Source organism: Shewanella khirikhana, from assembly GCF_003957745.1.
Classification (GTDB): domain Bacteria; phylum Pseudomonadota; class Gammaproteobacteria; order Enterobacterales; family Shewanellaceae; genus Shewanella; species Shewanella khirikhana.
On record NZ_CP020373.1, the window covers coordinates 1507851 to 1524096 of the forward strand.

Here is a 16246-nt window from a genome sequence, read left to right on the forward strand (position 1 = left end):
TTGACCAGCTCAGGCTGGCTGATGCCGTAAAGCGAGGCGCTGGCGCCGAGACCGGTTACCGGCACAGCAGCTTTTCCAGAATGCGCTGATAACAGCTGGTCAGCAGCTCAAGATCGCTGGCTTTCACGCACTCGTTCACCTTGTGAATGGTGGCGTTCACCGGACCAAGTTCAATCACCTGGGCGCCGGTGGGGGCGATAAATCGGCCATCGGAGGTGCCGCCGGTGGTTTGCGGATCTGTGTGGATGCCTGTTACTTCGAAGATGGCTTCGCGGGTGGCTTCCAGCAGCGGCCCATCACCGGTCAAAAACGGCAGACCATTGAAAACCCAGTCGATATCGTAATCAAGGCCATGGGCATCAAGAATACCAAGCACCCGGGAGATTAGGATTTCAGCGGTCACTTCAGTGGAGTAACGGAAGTTGAACATCACCTTAAGCTCGCCCGGGATCACGTTGGACGCGCCGGTGCCTGCATTGATATTGGCAATCTGAAAACTGGTGGGCGGGAAGAACTCATTGCCCTTGTCCCACTCGATGCGGGCAAGTTCGGCCAGCGCTGGCGCGGCCTTGTGCACCGGGTTATCGGCCAGATGCGGATAGGCCACGTGCCCCTGGATGCCCTTGACGGTGAGGTTGCCGGTAAGACTGCCGCGACGGCCATTTTTCACCACATCGCCAAGCTGATGGGTGCTTGATGGCTCGCCCACCAAGGCCCAGGTGATTTTCTCATTGCGCGCTTCGAGGGTGTCTACCACCCGCACAGTGCCATTGATAAAGGGGCCTTCTTCATCGGAGGTGATAAGAAATGCGATGGAGCCCGGGTGATCAGGATGCTCGGCCACAAAGCGCTCGGCGGCCACCACCATGGCGGCGAGGGAGCCTTTCATATCGGCGGCGCCGCGGCCATGGATATAACCGTCAATCACCACAGGGTCGAAAGGCGGCGTGTGCCAGCGGTTCATATCGCCAACCGGCACCACATCGGTGTGCCCGGCAAAGCAGAACAGCGGGCCTTCGGTGCCGCGGCGGGCCCAGAGGTTGGTGGTGTCTTCAAACACCATAGGCTCAATGCGAAAGCCGATGGCGGCAAGGCGTTTTGCCATCAGCTCCTGACAGCCTTCATCGAGGGGTGTCACCGACGGGCGTGAAATCAGCTCGCGGGTCAGTTCAATCACGTCACTGTGGTTCTCATGGCTCATTGGCCGAATACCTCGCTGTACAGCTTGTCGTTAAAGCCGGTGTACACCGCATCGCCTTTGACCAGCACAGGGCGCTTAATAAGAGTCGGGTATTCCAGCATCAGCGCAACGGCCTTGGCGGTGTCTATGTCCTGCTTTTGCTCGTCGGTCAGGGCACGGAAACTGGTGGATTTTTTATTGAGCAGCGGCTCGAAACCGATGCGGGCAACCCAGTCATTCAGCTGCTCTGCAGCCAGACCATCGACACGAAAATCATGGAAAGGAACGGCATGGCCATTGGCTTCGAGCCATTTGCGGGCCTTCTTTACGGTATCGCAGTTTTTAATGCCAAAGAGTGTCACAGTGGGAACTCCGCTTAATAACAGGAAAGGGCCGCATTGTGGCATTTGGGCCATAAGGCCTCAAGTGTCCGGCGGCCCCTTGAAGGAATTTCAAATTTCGACGGTGAAAATGATGTCTTTACCGGCTTCGACCCGGCCCTGGGATTTTTCCAGAAACTTAATATCTTCCATGTTGGCCAGCACCACCGGAGTGAGCAGACTGTCGACCTGGCCTTTGAGGTACTCAAGATCGAACGCCAGTACAGGATCGCCGGCTTTGACCTGCTGGCCTTCTTCGGCAAGGCGCCGAAAGCCATTGCCGCGCAGTTCCACCGTGCCCACGCCAAAGTGCACAAACAGCTCAAGGCCCTGGGGCGACTCGATGCTGAAGGCGTGGTTGGTCTCAAAAATTTTACCGATAGTGCCGTCGATGGGGGCGAGAATGGTATCGCCTTCGGGATCGATAGCGATGCCATCGCCGACAATCTTCTCGGCAAACACCACATCGGGCACCTTTTCAATGGGGTAGATCTCGCCGGACACAGGCGCATGGATGGCAATGCCACCTTCGATGGTTGGCGCCCCGGAAATCAGTCGCCGAATTCGGCTGAAAAATCCCATGACTGCTTGCCCCTTAATTCATTGGCTGCTCTTTGCGGCAGCGGATATGACATCATACTGAAACATTTAGCTTATTTATAGCCACTTATACAGGACACCAACTCAGATAATCGGTCGGCCATCAGTGCCTGACCGGCAAGCTGAGTGCAACGCTTGAAATCCTGGGCGCAAATAGCCGCTTTGATTTCAAGCAGAGCGCCGACGTTGACGCTGATTTCATCAAATCCGAGCCCCAGCAGCAGTGGTACCAGCGTGGGATCGCTGCCCATTTCACCGCACAGCGACACCTTGACATCCTGACTGCGGGCGCTTTGCAGCGTCATGCTGATAAGCCTGAGTACCGCCGGAGACAGCGCCGGATAGTCCTTGGCAAGGCAAGGATTGCCGCGGTCGGCGGCCATGGCGTACTGGGTTAAATCGTTGGTGCCAATGCTGACAAAATCCAGCAGCGGCAACATGGCCGGCAGGTTGAGCACCGCGGCCGGGGTTTCCACTACGATCCCGAGGCTGATATCGCCAAAGCCCTTTTCTTCATCATCCAACTCGCGTTTGCAGTCTTCTATCAGCGCCATGACTGCATCGAGCTCCTCCACCTGGGTCACCATGGGGAACATCAGCCGGATATGGCCGTGATTGGCGGCTCTGAGCACTGCCCGGAGCTGAGTTTTCAGCAGTGCCGGATTGGCGAGGGTATAGCGGATGCCGCGCATTCCCAGCGCCGGGTTGTCTTCTTTTGCCTGGCACAGGCAGGGCAGCTCTTTGTCGGCGCCCACGTCCAAAGTGCGGATGGTCAGCACCCGGCCTTCGAGGGCATGCAGGGCATCGCAATAAAGCTGATACTGGGTGCGCTCGTCTGGCAGGGTATCGCTGTGCATCAGCATAAATTCGGTTCGCAGCAAGCCAATACCATCGGCGCCAAGGCCTGCCACCTGCACTATGTCATTGAGATTACCTACGTTGGCGAGCAGGCTTACCTCATGGCCATCAGATGTCATGGCCGGACGGTCGCGAAAGGCGTTTAGTTTCTCCCGGGCGGCAGCGCTCTCGGCGGCGCGCCGCTCAAGTTCAGAGCGTACTTCGCTGGCGGGATTTTTAAATAAGGTGCCACTGTCACCATCGATTACCAAGGCGTCGCCATTAACAATGCCAAGCTCGCTGTAGGGGGTGCTCAGCAGTGCCGGCACGCCAGCGGCCCGGGCCAAAATAGCGGTATGGCTGGTAAGGCCGCCGGACTTGAGCACTATGCCGGCCACGTTCTCAAGCGGCAGGGTGGCAAATTCGGCAGGGGTGATATCTTCGGCGAGCAGAATGGTGGGCGCAGTGAGTTTGCCGGGCTCGGCGCCAATTTTGCCAAATACCGATTGAATAAGGCGCTTGCCCAAACAGCGCACATCGTCGGCGCGCTGGGCAAGGTAAGGGTCGTCCATGGCCTCTAGCTCGCTTGCCTGGTGGGCAAATACACGCTCAATAGAGACACAGGCGGAAAATTGCAGCTGGGTAATGGTGTCGACAATATGATCGCGAAGATCCGGGTCATCAAGATACAAGAGGTCGGCTTCGACCAGGGCGTGGGCTTCACTGTCGGGGGCGAGGGCATCGAGGCTGGTTTGCAGCTGCTCTTTCAGGCGCGCCAGGCCGTCATCGAGCCGCTTTACCTGCTGCGGCACCCGCTTGATGGGCAGCATCCGATAATCCAGCGGCTTGTGGCCGTGATTGAGATGCAGCGCTTCCCCAAAGGTAACACCGGGTTTGATGGCTATTCCGTTAACCTGCATAACTCCTCCCGACCCTTAGCTTAAGGTAACCAGCAGCGCCGAGACCTTTTCCACCGCTTCTTCGGCTTCGGGGCCCTGGGCGAATACCCGCACGCTAACCCCCTGATATAAGCCGAGGGTTTGCAGCTTGAACAGGCTTTTGGCACTGGCCTGTTTGCCATTGCACTCGACTATCACGTCACATCCAAACGACTTGGCTTCCTTAACCAGTAAGGCGGCAGGGCGGGTATGGATCCCATGGGGGGCTGTGATGGTGACGATTTTTTCGTACATGGCGTTGATTGTCCGGCAAAGAATGCGGCTATTGTCCACCAAGGCGGCGATGCAGGCAAGGCACTCGGGGGTTGGCTCAGGGTTGGCGCTCGGGATACTCGATGATTTGGTATCCGTTTTTCCTGAGGGCGGCCAGCGCCTGGGGTAATTTTTCCTTTTTCACCAGGATGTAATCGGTATCAAAGGTAGAAATGGCGAAAATGCTGATCTGCACATCCGCCAGTGTGGCCGAAATGCGCGACAAAATGCCGGTCATGGAGAAGCCAAGTGGCCCCAGCACTTCCAGACAAATCCAGTTGGGCTCGCACTCGAGGCTGTCAAGATCCATGTGGGATGGCACCACCACCGACAACTCTTCCCGGGTTTTACCGATAAAAAACATGTCCTGGGAGAAAACCTCAGCCGGGGGCGAAGCCTCGGGGCTGAAGCTGTGAATGGTGTAAAGCTCGGGATGAACTGCCAGAGTCAAGCGCACTGAGTATCTCCTGCTGTGTCCCGTTGAGTGGCCGGAAATCTTAGCCTAACACAAAATTTGCGCATAAAAAGAGGGACCTGAAAGATCCCTCATCGGCTTGCGTTGGGTGTCAGACTTTAAACTGACTCAGCGCCTTGGCCAGCGCGCCACTAATGGATTGCAGCGAGGAGGCGGCGCGGCTGTTGCTGTCACTGCTTTGTACCGACATCTGCATTTGCTCGGAGATATTGCTGATGTTGCGGTTTATCTCTTCGGTCACCAGCGACTGCTCTTCGGTGGCACTGGCAAGCTGGGTGTTCATGTCGTTGATATGGGCTATCAGCGACAAAATGGCATCCATGGCATCGCCAGCCTGACGGGCACGGCGTTGCAGGGTAACCGACAGTTCCTGATTGGCGCTGTTGGATTGGGTGACTTCACCGATGCCGGTTTGGATTTCTGAGATGATTTTCTGGATCTCGTTGGTGGAGTCCTGGGTGCGGTTGGCCAGCGCCCGCACTTCATCGGCTACCACCGCAAAGCCGCGGCCATGGGCACCGGCGCGGGCGGCTTCAATGGCTGCGTTCAGCGCCAGCAGGTTGGTTTGCTCGGCAATTGAGCGAATGACATCCAGAATGCTGCCAATCTGCCCGGATGCGGCGCTGAGGCGCGCTGTGGTTTGCTCGGCGGCCTTTAACTTGTCAACCAGCACCTCGGTTTGATGCACGGTTTGGCTCATCAGGCTTTGGCTGTCTTCGGCCTGCAACTGCACCTTGGAGGCTGAGTCGGCGGCCTGCTGGGTGTTTTGGGCCATTTCATGGCTGGTGGCCAGCATTTCATGAATGGCGGCGGCCACGCTTTCGGTTTCGCGGTGAATGCGCTCGCCACTTTGATTGGCGGTGGCCACCGCATGGGTGAGGGCGCTGGCATCTTCTGACAGCTCCGCGCCCATCGGCTTGATATCCTTGATAAGGAAACCGATTTTTTCGGCAAAGCGGTTAAAAGCGGCCGCAAGACGCGCCACTTCGTCCTTGCCGCGGGTATCGAGGCGGGCGCCCAGATCGCCATCGCCATCGGCGATGTCTTCCATGGCGGCGATGGCACGTTCCAACGGCGAGGTAATTGAATGATTCAGCGCCATGAATAGGGCAAACAGCGGCGTTGAAATGAGCATCATAATGATAAGGGTGTGCCAGATGGCGGTTTCCATGGCCTCATTGATATCAGCAACAAAGGCGCCGGTGATAACCGACCACTGCCAGGGGCTGTAAAACCGCGCTTCGGCAAGCTGCTCACCCTGCTTGCGGGTGTCCGGATTGATGGCATCCAGCGCCGCCGTGGCTTTACCGGCGCTGCGGGCCTTGGCAATGAGTTGTTGCAGTGCCTTGTCGGCAAGCTTATGGCCCTGAAGGTGCGACTGACCGCCGGCTGCCAGCACAGTACCGTCGGCATCGACCACCAGAAAGTAGCCACCATTACCGTAGTGGGCGAGGCTTAACAGCTCAGCCACTTCACGCTTGGCATCGTCCAGCTTGATATCACCCCGCTGCACCTGGGCATTATGGGCATCAATCAGCGACAGCGCTGTGTCCAGCTGGCCGTCGTTTTGCAACCATTTCTGGGTTTCAAGGTTGTTGTACTGCTCTTTGATATTGAAGGCGGCAAAACACACAGTGCCCAGCGCCGCGAGCGCCAACATCAGGATCAGCCGCTGCAAAATGGTGAACTTTCTGAGCAAGGAAATCATTGCCATCTCCGTAACAGGGGTAAGACCGCGGTGATTTTACCGTATAAGCTTGCATTTTCCCGGTTATGGGTTTGTAAAAAATCGGCGAAAAGTTGAATTCCGTGATCCAGGGCGGCGGCTTTCGTACGGTATAAAAATGTGAGCTGAGCCTGGTTCCTGCGTGGGAAATCAGCCTGTTACGGGCTAATTGTCGCCAAATTGAGCAATTGGCAGGCTAATCATTTGTTTAGACTTTGATTTATCGGCCATTTGTGCTCAAGATTAAGTAATCACAAGAAAAGGCGAACCAAGATGAGTGCAACCCAAACAGTAACTTCCGATGACATTCTGCTGAAGCTGTGCCACTCGGTGTCCCATGTGCTGTCCCACACCAGTGGCAGCCGGGTGACCCACGCAGCCATGGTACAAAACATCAGCCGGACTCGGCTTCGCCCCGATTTGGGCTGTTTCTCTATTTTCGATGGCGGCTTCTCCGGGCTGGTGGTGATTAACTTCTCCGCCGAAGCGGCCGTGGAAATTTACCGCCGTTACATGCTCAACATGGGGATGCCGGAGAGTGAACTGGCGTTCTCCCACACTTCCGATGAAGTGGGTAACGTGATGGGTGAGCTGATGAATCAAATCCTCGGCGACTTTATCAGTAAGGTTTCCAAGGAGCTGCAAACCTCCATCAGCCAAAGCCAGCCCAAGATGCTGACCATCAATAAAGAGCTGACCATCTCCATTGATGCCAACCTCGATGAGCCCATTGCCAGACGGGTATCGTTTCGCACCGAGAGCAACCACATCTTTTATCTTGAGTTCGCCATGGATAAGACAGAGTTTGTCAAAACCCAGGAATTTGAACTCGACGAAGAGTTTGACCCCGACTCACTGCTTGAAGAGCACGGCAACGGCAAGTCGCCCTGGTCGCAAATGGCCAGCAAGGGCATAGTGGCCGATGATGCTGACGATCTGCTCGATGAGCTTGGGATCTGAAGGCTGTTGCTATACAAGGGATTTTTGTTGAATTACCATGGAGTCGCCGCACCAACGTGGCGCGGCGGCCAGACGCCTCGGTGACTGGACCTTTGTGATAATAACAAGAATCCGGATATGGCAAACAAAGCGACCTCCATCGATATCGCCTACCGGGCCGGGGTTTCCCAGTCCACGGTGTCCCGCGCGCTGCGCGACAGCCCCCTTGTGAGTGAAGAGACCAAAGAGCGGATCAAAGCCATCGCCCGCGAGCTCAACTACAAGGTAGATAAAAACGCCAGTAACCTGCGCACCCAGAACAGCCACACGCTGGCGCTGCTGTTGTGTGAAGATCCCACCAATGATGACTCGCTCATCAATCCGTTTTTCCTGTCGATGCTGGGCTCCATTACCCGTGCCACGGCCAAGCAGGGCTACGACCTGCTGATCTCGTTTCAGCAGCTCTCAAGCGACTGGCACGCCGACTACGAAGACAGCAACAAGGCCGACGGTATCATACTGCTGGGCTATGGTGACTTTGTGGACTACGAGCACAAGCTGGAGCGGCTGTTATCGCAAAACACCCACTTTGTCATTTGGGGCGCTGAGCATAATAAATCCTCGGTGGCGTCGGTGGCCTGTGATAATCAGCAGGGCGGTTTGATTGCCACCGAGCACCTTATTTCCCTCGGCAGGCGCGAATTTGCCTTTTTGGGTGATGCCTCAAGCCACAGCCCCGAATTCCGTGACCGTTACCTTGGGCACGTACGGGCGCTGAAAAATGCCGGTCTTGCGGTGGATAAACGCCGTCAGGTGGATGCCATCAGCACCGAGAATGCCGGCTTTGAAGCCGCCAATATGCTGATCCGCAAGGGTGCACACTTTGATGCGATTTTCGCCGCCAGCGATCTGATTGCCGTCGGTGCCATTCGCGCCCTTAAAGAAGCGGGGCTCAGGGTGCCGGAAGATGTGGCCGTGGTAGGGTACGATGATATTCCGGTGGCGAGTTTTGCCAATCCGCCGCTGACCACCATCAAGCAAAATACCCAGCTTGCCGGTGAAATGCTGGTGGAGTCACTGCTTAAACTGATCCGCGGCGAAAAAGTACCGCCAAAACTCATTCCTACCAGTTTGGTGGTGCGAAAGTCCTGCGGCATCGACCTTTGACGCTTATCCGCTAGAACGATGAGGTAAACCATTGGTCTGTATTGAAAACTGCAGAGCTGTATTGAAAGCCACAGCGCTGTAATGAAAAACTGCAGCGTTAACAATAAAAAAAGGAGCCTGAAGGCTCCTTTTTTATTGCAATGGGTCTACTCGAGTAGACCGTTAGTTGGCAGGCTCTTTGGCAACACCAAAGCTGGCATCTGTTTTGAACGGGTAGCCATCCCACACAGCGCCATCGGTGACCGAGCGAACCAGTTTGACATACTCGGCATGGGTCCAGGCCAGCGGAGTGGCCGAGTTGGTGCCATCGCCGAGTTTGTATTGGAAACGGGTCGCATCGCCAATGCCGTCCCACACCTGCTCGGGCAACATGCCACCGGCGTTGGCAAAGGACTCCATCCCGGCAACATAGGTACTGACCAGGGCCTGGCGCGCTTCATCGCTGAGGGCCTTGCCATTTTGGGTTACCGCCGCCAATTCATAGTGGCCACGCTCGCCGGTGAAAAAAGGCCAGACACGGCCGCGCTGGTTGGGGCTGTTTTCACCTTTTTCAGCGTAGTTGGCACCGGTTTGGGTGTCTTCACCGTAGCCATCGTTGCCGTAGCGTCTGAAGCCGGGGAAGGAGTTGCCGCTGCGGGTCACAAAGTTGTATTTCACCCTCAGGTTGTCACTGAGGGATTCACTGTCCACCAATGCCAGGCTGTCGCGGATTAGCGGGTTATCGGCGCTGACAACGCCGTAGCGCACCAGCTCAAGGAAGCCGGCATCCAGCACTTCACGCTGATCCAGTCCTGGCCTGCCGTTGTTGTCGGCCAGTTTGGCGCTGCTGTTGGGGTCGCCATTGGGTGATAGACGCACTATGTAGGGATGCTCTGCCAGCAGGCCGTTGCTGGTCACCGTGAGTGATGATAGCTGCGCTGCGTAGTCGCGGGCGGCGTTTGCATAACCCGTGGCAGAGGGCTCATCACCTGCGTGACGTGCCAGCGCGGCGGCAGCATTCAGGCCTGTAATCACCGCCGCCATGGTGGAAGGGGAATAGCCTTCCTGCTCTTCCCAGCGCTCCTGCTGGGTTTTGGGCGGCGTGATGCTGCGCTTGTTCCAATCCAGGCTCACGGCGCCGCCGCTTACCAGAAAATCCGCTGCTGGTTTAAGCATATCCTGATACCAGCGACGGGCCTCATCATCGCTGAGCACGCCCGCTTGCCAGAGTTTCCAGCCGAGCATCACCGGCATGGCGGTTTGATCCAGCTGCACCGCGACCCATTCAATCTCGCCATCGACGTGGGTCTTTTGCAAAAACCAGCCAGGAACGCCTTCATAGCCAGCGAGGTTTGGCCCTGCCTGGATTTGCTGGAGGTACTCAAACGCAACCTTGGGAGTTTGGGTATCGCCCATGGCTAAAAATGCCATGGCGCACTGGTAAAAGTCCCGTGGCCAGACGGCTTTGTAACCTGTGCTTGGGGTGACTGCCGCAATGGTGTCGCCCCAGGGATTGGACAGGGATGCTATCAGGGCGCCGGCGTGGGTCTTGTCTTCCTGCGCTTTAAGCACCATGGCCGAGAGATTCAGCAGGCTGCCACCATCGGCAGTTTGCTGCGCCATGGCATTGAGTGCAGGCAGCGATTTAAGGTATTGGCGCCAGCCCGGGGTTTTGTCGTTCCCGGCAAAATCATCGGCAAGGGCATCGAAACCGGCGGCAAGGCTTTTCTTAGCGGTCTCATCTGCAAGGCTCGCGGCCGCATCGATACTGCTGGCCTTGCCAAAGCCGAGTACCACCTCAAAGCTCAGGGTGTCGCCCTTGTTCAGCGAAGCAAGCTCACCGGTCAGGGCAATGTTACCAACAGCGTTTGCCTCGTTGGCCGAGCCTTCAAAGGTTTGGCTGAAGCCGTTAAGGGCTGCGCCTTTTTGGATGCTTTCTACCCCGGCTGAGGCGCCTTCAAACCCAACCTGACGGGCCACGAAGGGCACGCTGGTACGAATGCTCATGGCACTGGTATCGGCTTTTGCGGCCATTCTGCCCTGGGCGGCAATAAAGCCTGTGTCCGACAGGTAGACGATGTCGTCGGCGCCGCCGTTATCCATTTGTGGATCGGCGTACAGATACGGGGTGATGCCATCGGCCATGGCCATGATAGTGACTTTCATCACCAGCGCGTCGCGGTGGGGGTCGGTAATCAGCTGCTTTTCAATCCGGTACTGACCATCTTTGTCGGTGTTTTCCAGCACCAGGGCCAGCGACTCAGGGCGTCCCTGGGCATCGGTATGCAGGTAGCGCTGGCTGTGGCTGGTGTCTTTGGCTTCAAAGTCGACGAAGTCTTTCCCTTTGATAATAAAAGACAGTTCCCGCAGCTGGGCATTATGAATAAGGCCGTACATGGTTTCGGTCAGCACGCCATTGGCGACAGAGAACCACACCCGGCTCAGCGGATTGGCATCGCTGCCCTGATACTTACCGTCGATATAGGGCTCATAACTGGTGCCGATACCGGTTTTGCCGGCAAAGGCCCAGGTTGGCGTGGCGCCGGGCGCGCCCGGGGCAATGCTCACAGTCACTGGGGCGGCGCTGCTGCCTTCAGGCTGCTTAGGGGCATTGTCGTTACAGCCTGCAGCGAGGGCGGCCACAACGGCGAAGGACAGGGCGCTCAGCGGTGTAGCTTTGCGCACGCCCAGGCGGGCATTGGGGCGTAAAAATGAGGTCATGGATGGCACGTGAATGTCTCCCGTTTTTTATTGGTATCAGGCGTTGTTGGACGGCGCGGTGCTTGGCAGGCGCAACATACACAGGGCAGCAATCACCATGGAGAGTCCGCCAACAATCAGGGCATAAATGGGCTCATTGGCGAACACCATTTTAAGGATGAATCCCAGCACGGTTGCAGCCAGCAGCTGTGGGATCACAATGAAGAAGTTAAAAATCCCCATGTAGGTTCCCATCTTGCCCGCAGGCAGGCTGGTGGACAGCAGGGCATAGGGCACCGATAAAATCGACGCCCAGGCAAATCCAACACCAATCATGGGCAGCCACAGCAAGCTGCCGTCTTTGATGATGAAAAAGCTCATCAGCGACAGACCGCCGAAGCAAAGGTTAATCATGTGTGCCGCGCGCAGGCCAAACACCATGCACATCAGCGGGATCACCATGGCGGCGAGCGCCGCAAAGCCGTTGTAGGCCGCAAACAGCACCCCAACCCAATCGGCGCCATCGTTGTAGGCCTTGGAAAGCACATCTGAGGTGCCGTAATGGAAAGAGGTCACCGCCGCAGTGGTGTAGATCCACATGGCAAAGAGCGCGAACCAGGAAAAAAACTGTACCCAGGCCAGGCGCTTCATGGCATCGGGCATATGGAAAAGGTCATCCACCACGGTGAACACCATGCCTTGCTTGCAGCGTGCCTGACAATTGGCTTCAGTCGCGCAGCGACTGACCACGCCAGCGCAGTAATATTGCAGCGGGCCAAAGGCAAATACCCCAAAGCCAAGAATATACAGCTGTTTATCAAGCGAGAGCGCGGCGGTCACAGCGGTAATCATAAGACCGCTAACTGACCAGATAAGGGCGCCACTGCGATACTGGGCAGCACTGCGGCTGTGCGCCTTATCGACTTGGTTACCCTCGGCATCGCCTTTCTCGAACGCGGCCATTTGCTCAGGGCTGTATTCACGGCTGGTAATTATGGTCCAACCTACCGCCAAAAACAGCACTACGCCACCAAGATAGAAGGAGTAGCGCACGGTATCGGCAATCTGGCCTTCGGGCGCGGTATTGGCCACACCGGCGTAGTTGGACAACAGATAGGGCAGCATGGAGGCCACCACAGCGCCTATGCCGATAAAAAAGCTTTGCATGGCAAAGCCTTTGGCACGCTGGTTTTCCGGCAGTTTATCGCCGACAAAGGCGCGAAAAGGCTCCATGGCGATATTGATAGAGGCGTCCATCACCCACAACATGCCGGCGGCAACCCACAGGTAGGGTGAATGGGGCATGACAAAAAGCGCCAGTGTGGTCAGCACGGCGCCAATTAAAAAGTAAGGTCTGCGACGGCCCAGACGGTTCCAGGTGTTATCGGAAAGGTGCCCCACGATGGGCTGCACCAAAAGGCCGGTGAGGGGGCCTGCAATCCACAGAATGGGAATGTCATCGATGCTGGCGCCCAGGGTTTGGAAAATTCGACTCACGTTGGCGTTTTGCAGGGCGAAGCCAAATTGAATGCCAAGGAAGCCAAAACACATATTGAAGATTTGCCAGAATGACAGCATGGGTTTCAGATGCGCGCTGGGCGGCTGGGTAAGGCTCGCCTCGGCGCTGTCAAAGGCGGTGGTCCGGGATGAATTCATAGGTGTCCTGCTTGTTGACCGGCAATGGCTGCGCTCTTTGGGAACGGCCTTGTCTGTTATTATTGGGCATTGATGCTGATGGGTACAGTTATGCTTTGGGATACAGGGCGTTAGTCGCCCGGGCTATGTTATGAATGCTTGATGAAAAAATCAGCGGCGAGAGCCTCCCTCAGACGCTCGCCGCCCAAGACCTTGTCCCTGTTTCGTGGAAGCGAAACCGGGAAGGTACTCCAAAGCCGGAAGGTCCATTCTTCCGTAACGACCCAGCCCCCAAGGGGGCTCATAATCAGCGTGTTCATCCTAAGTTGCACCAATGTGACTGACAACTCTCTACATACGTATTCATACCGGCGTAATAACCTTGGTGTAACACGCCTTTGCAGGCGGCAGGTAGCGGGCTTTCTCGCTTACTGACTGAATTTTATTTGATTTTGCCGTTTCTGCTTCAGGCTTGCAGTCAGGCCTGTTAAGCTGGTGTTGGCATTGCAGGGCGCAGCCATTGGGGCGCAGTCCATGCCAGGGACTCTTTATTGCCCAGAGCCCGTTCGCCCGGTACTTCGTCAACGCCGGTCTCCAAAACCTTTATCCGCGGCCTTTAGCCAAAGCGTTCAGCAGGGAGTTATTCGTGTACATTCCGCCAAAGTTACAACTCGACCAGGCGCAAGCCTGCGAACTCATCAAGCGTGAGCCGTTTGCGCTGCTGATTTCTGCCGAAGGCGGCATTGAAGCAAGCCACTTGCCGCTGATTTTAAGTGATTGTGGCACCAGACTTTATGGCCATATGGCCAGAGCCAATCCCCAGTGGCAGGAATTGGATGGCAAGTCGGTGTTGGCGGTATTTTCCGGGCCCCATGCCTACATAAGCCCCAGCTGGTACGCCAAAGGTCCGGCGGTGCCTACCTGGAACTACACCGCAGTGCAGGTAACAGGCCGGGTGACGCTGCTTGAGGGGGAGCAGGCCATGGACACCCTGATGCAAACAGTAAACCGCTTTGAGCCTGGACTGTTATCGGGCGCGCTGATGCCAACGGATTACGTGGCCAGGTTGAGCGCCGCCATCGTTGTTTTTGAAATCCAAATCGAAAAAATTGAAGGCAAAGCCAAGTTAGGGCAGCAACGTAAGCCCGACGATCAACAAGGGGTGACGGCCGGGCTTGAAGCCTCAACACATCGGGAGGCCAGCGCCTTGCTGGCAGAAATGTATCGGCTCAATCTGGGGCTTGGGCAAGACGAGAAAGCTTCTGAGTGAGAACCTGATCCTGAAAAAGAGCCTGATTCAGAGTGAGAGCCAGGCGGTCGCTGGCACTTCATACCACAAAAGTGGATAAAAAAAGAGCGGATCTGGGGTGGATCAGATCCGCTTTTTTCATGTTGGTGATAATTATTTTGAAGGCAGCTTGTAGACATTCACGCCCCAGGGCGCGAGTTCTTTGCCATTGGCCTCGCTTCGCTGCGGCAGACTTAGCAGCAGCTGCGGCTCGGCCTTGGCGCCATTAACATCGGCCTCGGGGCTTTTATCATTGCCATTTGCATGCGCCTTGGCCAGGAGTTCAATCTTGGCGAACGGATTGGCAGGATTAGCGATGTTGGTGACTTCTGAATCAGAAAAGTTGGCCAAAATCAGATAGTCACCGCGGCGTATGCTCAGATAATTGTGGATGCTAACCTTGCCATTAACCATGTTTGCGCCTTGATGTGTCGTCAGTTGGGCACCCGGCGTGGCCTTTATGTTGGGCGCCAGCGCGAGCAGGGCGCGATAGTCAGCCCGCAGTGCCAGTTCCTGTGGCTGGCTGTGGCTGCCAAACCCGCCCCGGGGATCGGTTTTTAAGTACCTTGCCATGGCCGGTGCAGCCACATAATCGAAAATACTGGTGCGGCTTGGCTTACCAAATCCGCCGGTTTCACTGCCGTCTTCCCCGAGGGTTTGGCCGAAATACAGCATAAAGGGGCCGTCGGTCGCAAGCGTTGAAACCGCCAGTGCGGGCAAGGCTTTTTGCGCATCACCGAGGAACTCGGGGCTGGCAATACGCTGCTCGTCGTGATTTTCCAGGAAATGCAGCATATGGGGCGCATAACGGCTTATTTCTCTGAGCCTCTGCTGGATGAGACCTATGGGCGCCTTACCCTGACTGACGGCCTTTAAGGTGTCGTACAGGCCGACCTTGTCGTACAGCAGATCTAACTTGCCAAAGCCGATGAAATAGGGATACAGCTTGGGGTTGTACACTTCGGCAATCAGCAGTGCATCGCTGCGTTTGGCCTTGATGTCGCTGGCAAGGAAGCTCCAAAAGGCCACAGGTACCATTTCTGCCATATCGAACCGAAAACCATCGACCCCTAAATCGAGCCAGAAACGGCTGATATCGCGCATCTTAAGCCAGGTATCGGGCAAATCGGTCTGGCGCGCCCAAAAGGCCTGATGCTGCGCAATTGGGGCGAAGGCAAGTGCGTCAGCCAGCGCCGGGAAGTGGGGGGTGCCATCTTGTGCCACACCATAGTTAAGCTTCACTGTTTCATACCAGTCATCTGGCTTGGGGGCGTTCAACCCTGGCTGGTTGGCCTGTTGCTGCTTGGCGCTTGAGCCATTGCCGGTCCATTTGGCTGGTTTTTCCGCAAAGCGGCCATCCTGAGCAGCGCCTACAGCGTCAAGGTTTGAGGCAGGTGGCCTGTTTGTGTCCTGGGGGACCAGAAAGTCGCTGCCGGGCACATAGTAAAAATTATTGTGTTTATCGAACACGACCGAGGTGATGTCCCGTGCGCCAAAGTCTTCAACGCCTTCGGGGGCGCTGATGGAGCGGTAACGGCGCGCCACATGGTTGGGCACTATATCGATAATCACCTTAAGGCCTGCAGCGTGGGTGCGCTCAATCAGGGCTTTGAATTCATCCAGGCGTTTTGCAGGGTCGAGCGCCAGATCCGGATTGACGTTGTAGTAGTCGCGAATGGCGTAAGGTGAGCCAGCGATGCCCTTGACCACATCGGCATCGTCTTTATCTATGCCATAGGCGCTGTAGTCGGTGAGCGACGCATGGTGCAGCACCCCTGTGTACCACACGTGGGTCACACCCAAATCGGCGATATCGGCCAGCACGGAATCGTTGATATCGGCAAACTTGCCGCTGCCGTTTTCTTCGATGCTGCCCCAGGGCTTGTTGGTCAGATTTTGATTGCCAAACACCCGTGGCAGCAGCTGGTATATCAGCGGCGCCGGGGTTTGCAGGCTGTCGGGCGCGGTTGCCGCGCTGATATCTGAGTTCAGCTCCAGCTTCTCGGCGGCAAGGCTGTGAAGTGGCAGCAGGCCAGCAAGCGAAAGCAGCGGCGCTGCGATAGCCCTGATGCGTCGCTTAAACCGAAAAGGGCGTGCTGCATGGGCTGAGATGACGAAATCCATGGCCA

General features: G+C 56.4%; 13 protein-coding genes. 3 read left to right on the forward strand and 10 right to left on the reverse strand.

Features of this window, described 5'->3' with window-relative positions; genetic code table 11:
- Positions 1-55: 55 nt before the first annotated feature.
- The 7 genes from dapE to STH12_RS06605 all read right to left on the reverse strand — a co-directional run bounded on the left by dapE (position 56) and on the right by STH12_RS06605 (position 6391).
- Positions 56-1201, reverse strand: coding sequence for a succinyl-diaminopimelate desuccinylase (gene dapE / locus STH12_RS06575; protein WP_126166811.1), 1146 nt, complete (start codon positions 1199-1201; stop codon positions 56-58).
- The gene (locus STH12_RS06580) at positions 1198-1542 is read right to left on the reverse strand and encodes an ArsC family reductase (protein ID WP_126166812.1); all 345 of its coding nucleotides are present in this window, start codon (positions 1540-1542) and stop codon (positions 1198-1200) included. The genes dapE and STH12_RS06580 overlap by 4 nt, the downstream gene beginning before the upstream one ends.
- Before the next feature lie 90 nt (positions 1543-1632).
- On the reverse strand, positions 1633-2142 hold the full coding sequence (crr, locus tag STH12_RS06585) for a PTS glucose transporter subunit IIA (protein ID WP_126166813.1): 510 nt from the start codon (positions 2140-2142) through the stop codon (positions 1633-1635).
- Positions 2143-2213: 71 nt separating this feature from the next.
- Positions 2214-3917 (reverse strand): phosphoenolpyruvate--protein phosphotransferase, encoded by a 1704-nt coding sequence (ptsP, locus tag STH12_RS06590; RefSeq protein WP_126166814.1) that lies wholly within the window; start codon positions 3915-3917, stop codon positions 2214-2216.
- 15 nt (positions 3918-3932) lie between these two features.
- Positions 3933-4190 (reverse strand): HPr family phosphocarrier protein, encoded by a 258-nt coding sequence (locus STH12_RS06595; protein ID WP_126166815.1) that lies wholly within the window; start codon positions 4188-4190, stop codon positions 3933-3935.
- 76 nt (positions 4191-4266) lie between these two features.
- Complete coding sequence (locus tag STH12_RS06600) at positions 4267-4665, reverse strand: ACT domain-containing protein (RefSeq protein WP_126166816.1); 399 nt, start codon at positions 4663-4665, stop codon at positions 4267-4269.
- A gap of 109 nt (positions 4666-4774) precedes the next feature.
- Positions 4775-6391, reverse strand: coding sequence for a methyl-accepting chemotaxis protein (locus tag STH12_RS06605; RefSeq protein WP_126166817.1), 1617 nt, complete (start codon positions 6389-6391; stop codon positions 4775-4777).
- A 291-nt stretch (positions 6392-6682) separates the two neighbouring features.
- Here STH12_RS06605 and STH12_RS06610 point away from each other — a divergent pair, with 291 nt between their 5' ends.
- Both STH12_RS06610 and STH12_RS06615 read left to right on the forward strand, forming a co-directional pair.
- Positions 6683-7369 carry a DUF3334 family protein gene (locus tag STH12_RS06610; protein ID WP_126166818.1) on the forward strand — a complete coding sequence of 229 codons (687 nt, stop codon included), beginning with the start codon at positions 6683-6685 and terminating at the stop codon, positions 7367-7369.
- Between the two features lie 117 nt (positions 7370-7486).
- Positions 7487-8515: a LacI family DNA-binding transcriptional regulator gene (locus tag STH12_RS06615; protein WP_126166819.1), complete on the forward strand. Its 1029-nt coding sequence runs from the start codon at positions 7487-7489 to the stop codon at positions 8513-8515.
- A 162-nt stretch (positions 8516-8677) separates the two neighbouring features.
- On the opposite strand, the gene STH12_RS06620 is transcribed toward STH12_RS06615, so the two are convergent.
- Both STH12_RS06620 and STH12_RS06625 read right to left on the reverse strand, forming a co-directional pair.
- Positions 8678-11215 (reverse strand): glycoside hydrolase family 15 protein, encoded by a 2538-nt coding sequence (locus STH12_RS06620; RefSeq protein WP_126169446.1) that lies wholly within the window; start codon positions 11213-11215, stop codon positions 8678-8680.
- 36 nt (positions 11216-11251) lie between these two features.
- The gene (locus tag STH12_RS06625) at positions 11252-12850 is read right to left on the reverse strand and encodes an MFS transporter (protein WP_126166820.1); all 1599 of its coding nucleotides are present in this window, start codon (positions 12848-12850) and stop codon (positions 11252-11254) included.
- 625 nt (positions 12851-13475) lie between these two features.
- Here STH12_RS06625 and STH12_RS06630 point away from each other — a divergent pair.
- Complete coding sequence (locus STH12_RS06630; RefSeq protein WP_164551154.1) at positions 13476-14099, forward strand: FMN-binding negative transcriptional regulator; 624 nt, start codon at positions 13476-13478, stop codon at positions 14097-14099.
- Between the two features lie 132 nt (positions 14100-14231).
- Here the strand turns inward: STH12_RS06630 and STH12_RS06635 are convergent, their stop codons facing one another.
- Complete coding sequence (locus STH12_RS06635) at positions 14232-16241, reverse strand: alpha-amylase family protein (protein ID WP_126166822.1); 2010 nt, start codon at positions 16239-16241, stop codon at positions 14232-14234.
- Positions 16242-16246 lie beyond the last annotated feature (5 nt).

What these genes read in the sequence shown, in the direction of transcription:
- dapE (WP_126166811.1), bottom strand. Translation starts at nt 1,201, where the DNA reads ATGAGCCATGAGAACCACAGTGACGTGATTGAACTGACCCGCGAGCTG.
- crr (WP_126166813.1), bottom strand. Translation starts at nt 2,142, where the DNA reads ATGGGATTTTTCAGCCGAATTCGGCGACTGATTTCCGGGGCGCCAACC.
- ptsP (WP_126166814.1), bottom strand. Translation starts at nt 3,917, where the DNA reads ATGCAGGTTAACGGAATAGCCATCAAACCCGGTGTTACCTTTGGGGAA.
- STH12_RS06595 (WP_126166815.1), bottom strand. Translation starts at nt 4,190, where the DNA reads ATGTACGAAAAAATCGTCACCATCACAGCCCCCCATGGGATCCATACC.
- STH12_RS06605 (WP_126166817.1), bottom strand. Translation starts at nt 6,391, where the DNA reads ATGATTTCCTTGCTCAGAAAGTTCACCATTTTGCAGCGGCTGATCCTG.
- STH12_RS06610 (WP_126166818.1), top strand. Translation starts at nt 6,683, where the DNA reads ATGAGTGCAACCCAAACAGTAACTTCCGATGACATTCTGCTGAAGCTG.
- STH12_RS06615 (WP_126166819.1), top strand. Translation starts at nt 7,487, where the DNA reads ATGGCAAACAAAGCGACCTCCATCGATATCGCCTACCGGGCCGGGGTT.
- STH12_RS06620 (WP_126169446.1), bottom strand. Translation starts at nt 11,215, where the DNA reads ATGACCTCATTTTTACGCCCCAATGCCCGCCTGGGCGTGCGCAAAGCT.
- STH12_RS06625 (WP_126166820.1), bottom strand. Translation starts at nt 12,850, where the DNA reads ATGAATTCATCCCGGACCACCGCCTTTGACAGCGCCGAGGCGAGCCTT.
- STH12_RS06635 (WP_126166822.1), bottom strand. Translation starts at nt 16,241, where the DNA reads ATGGATTTCGTCATCTCAGCCCATGCAGCACGCCCTTTTCGGTTTAAG.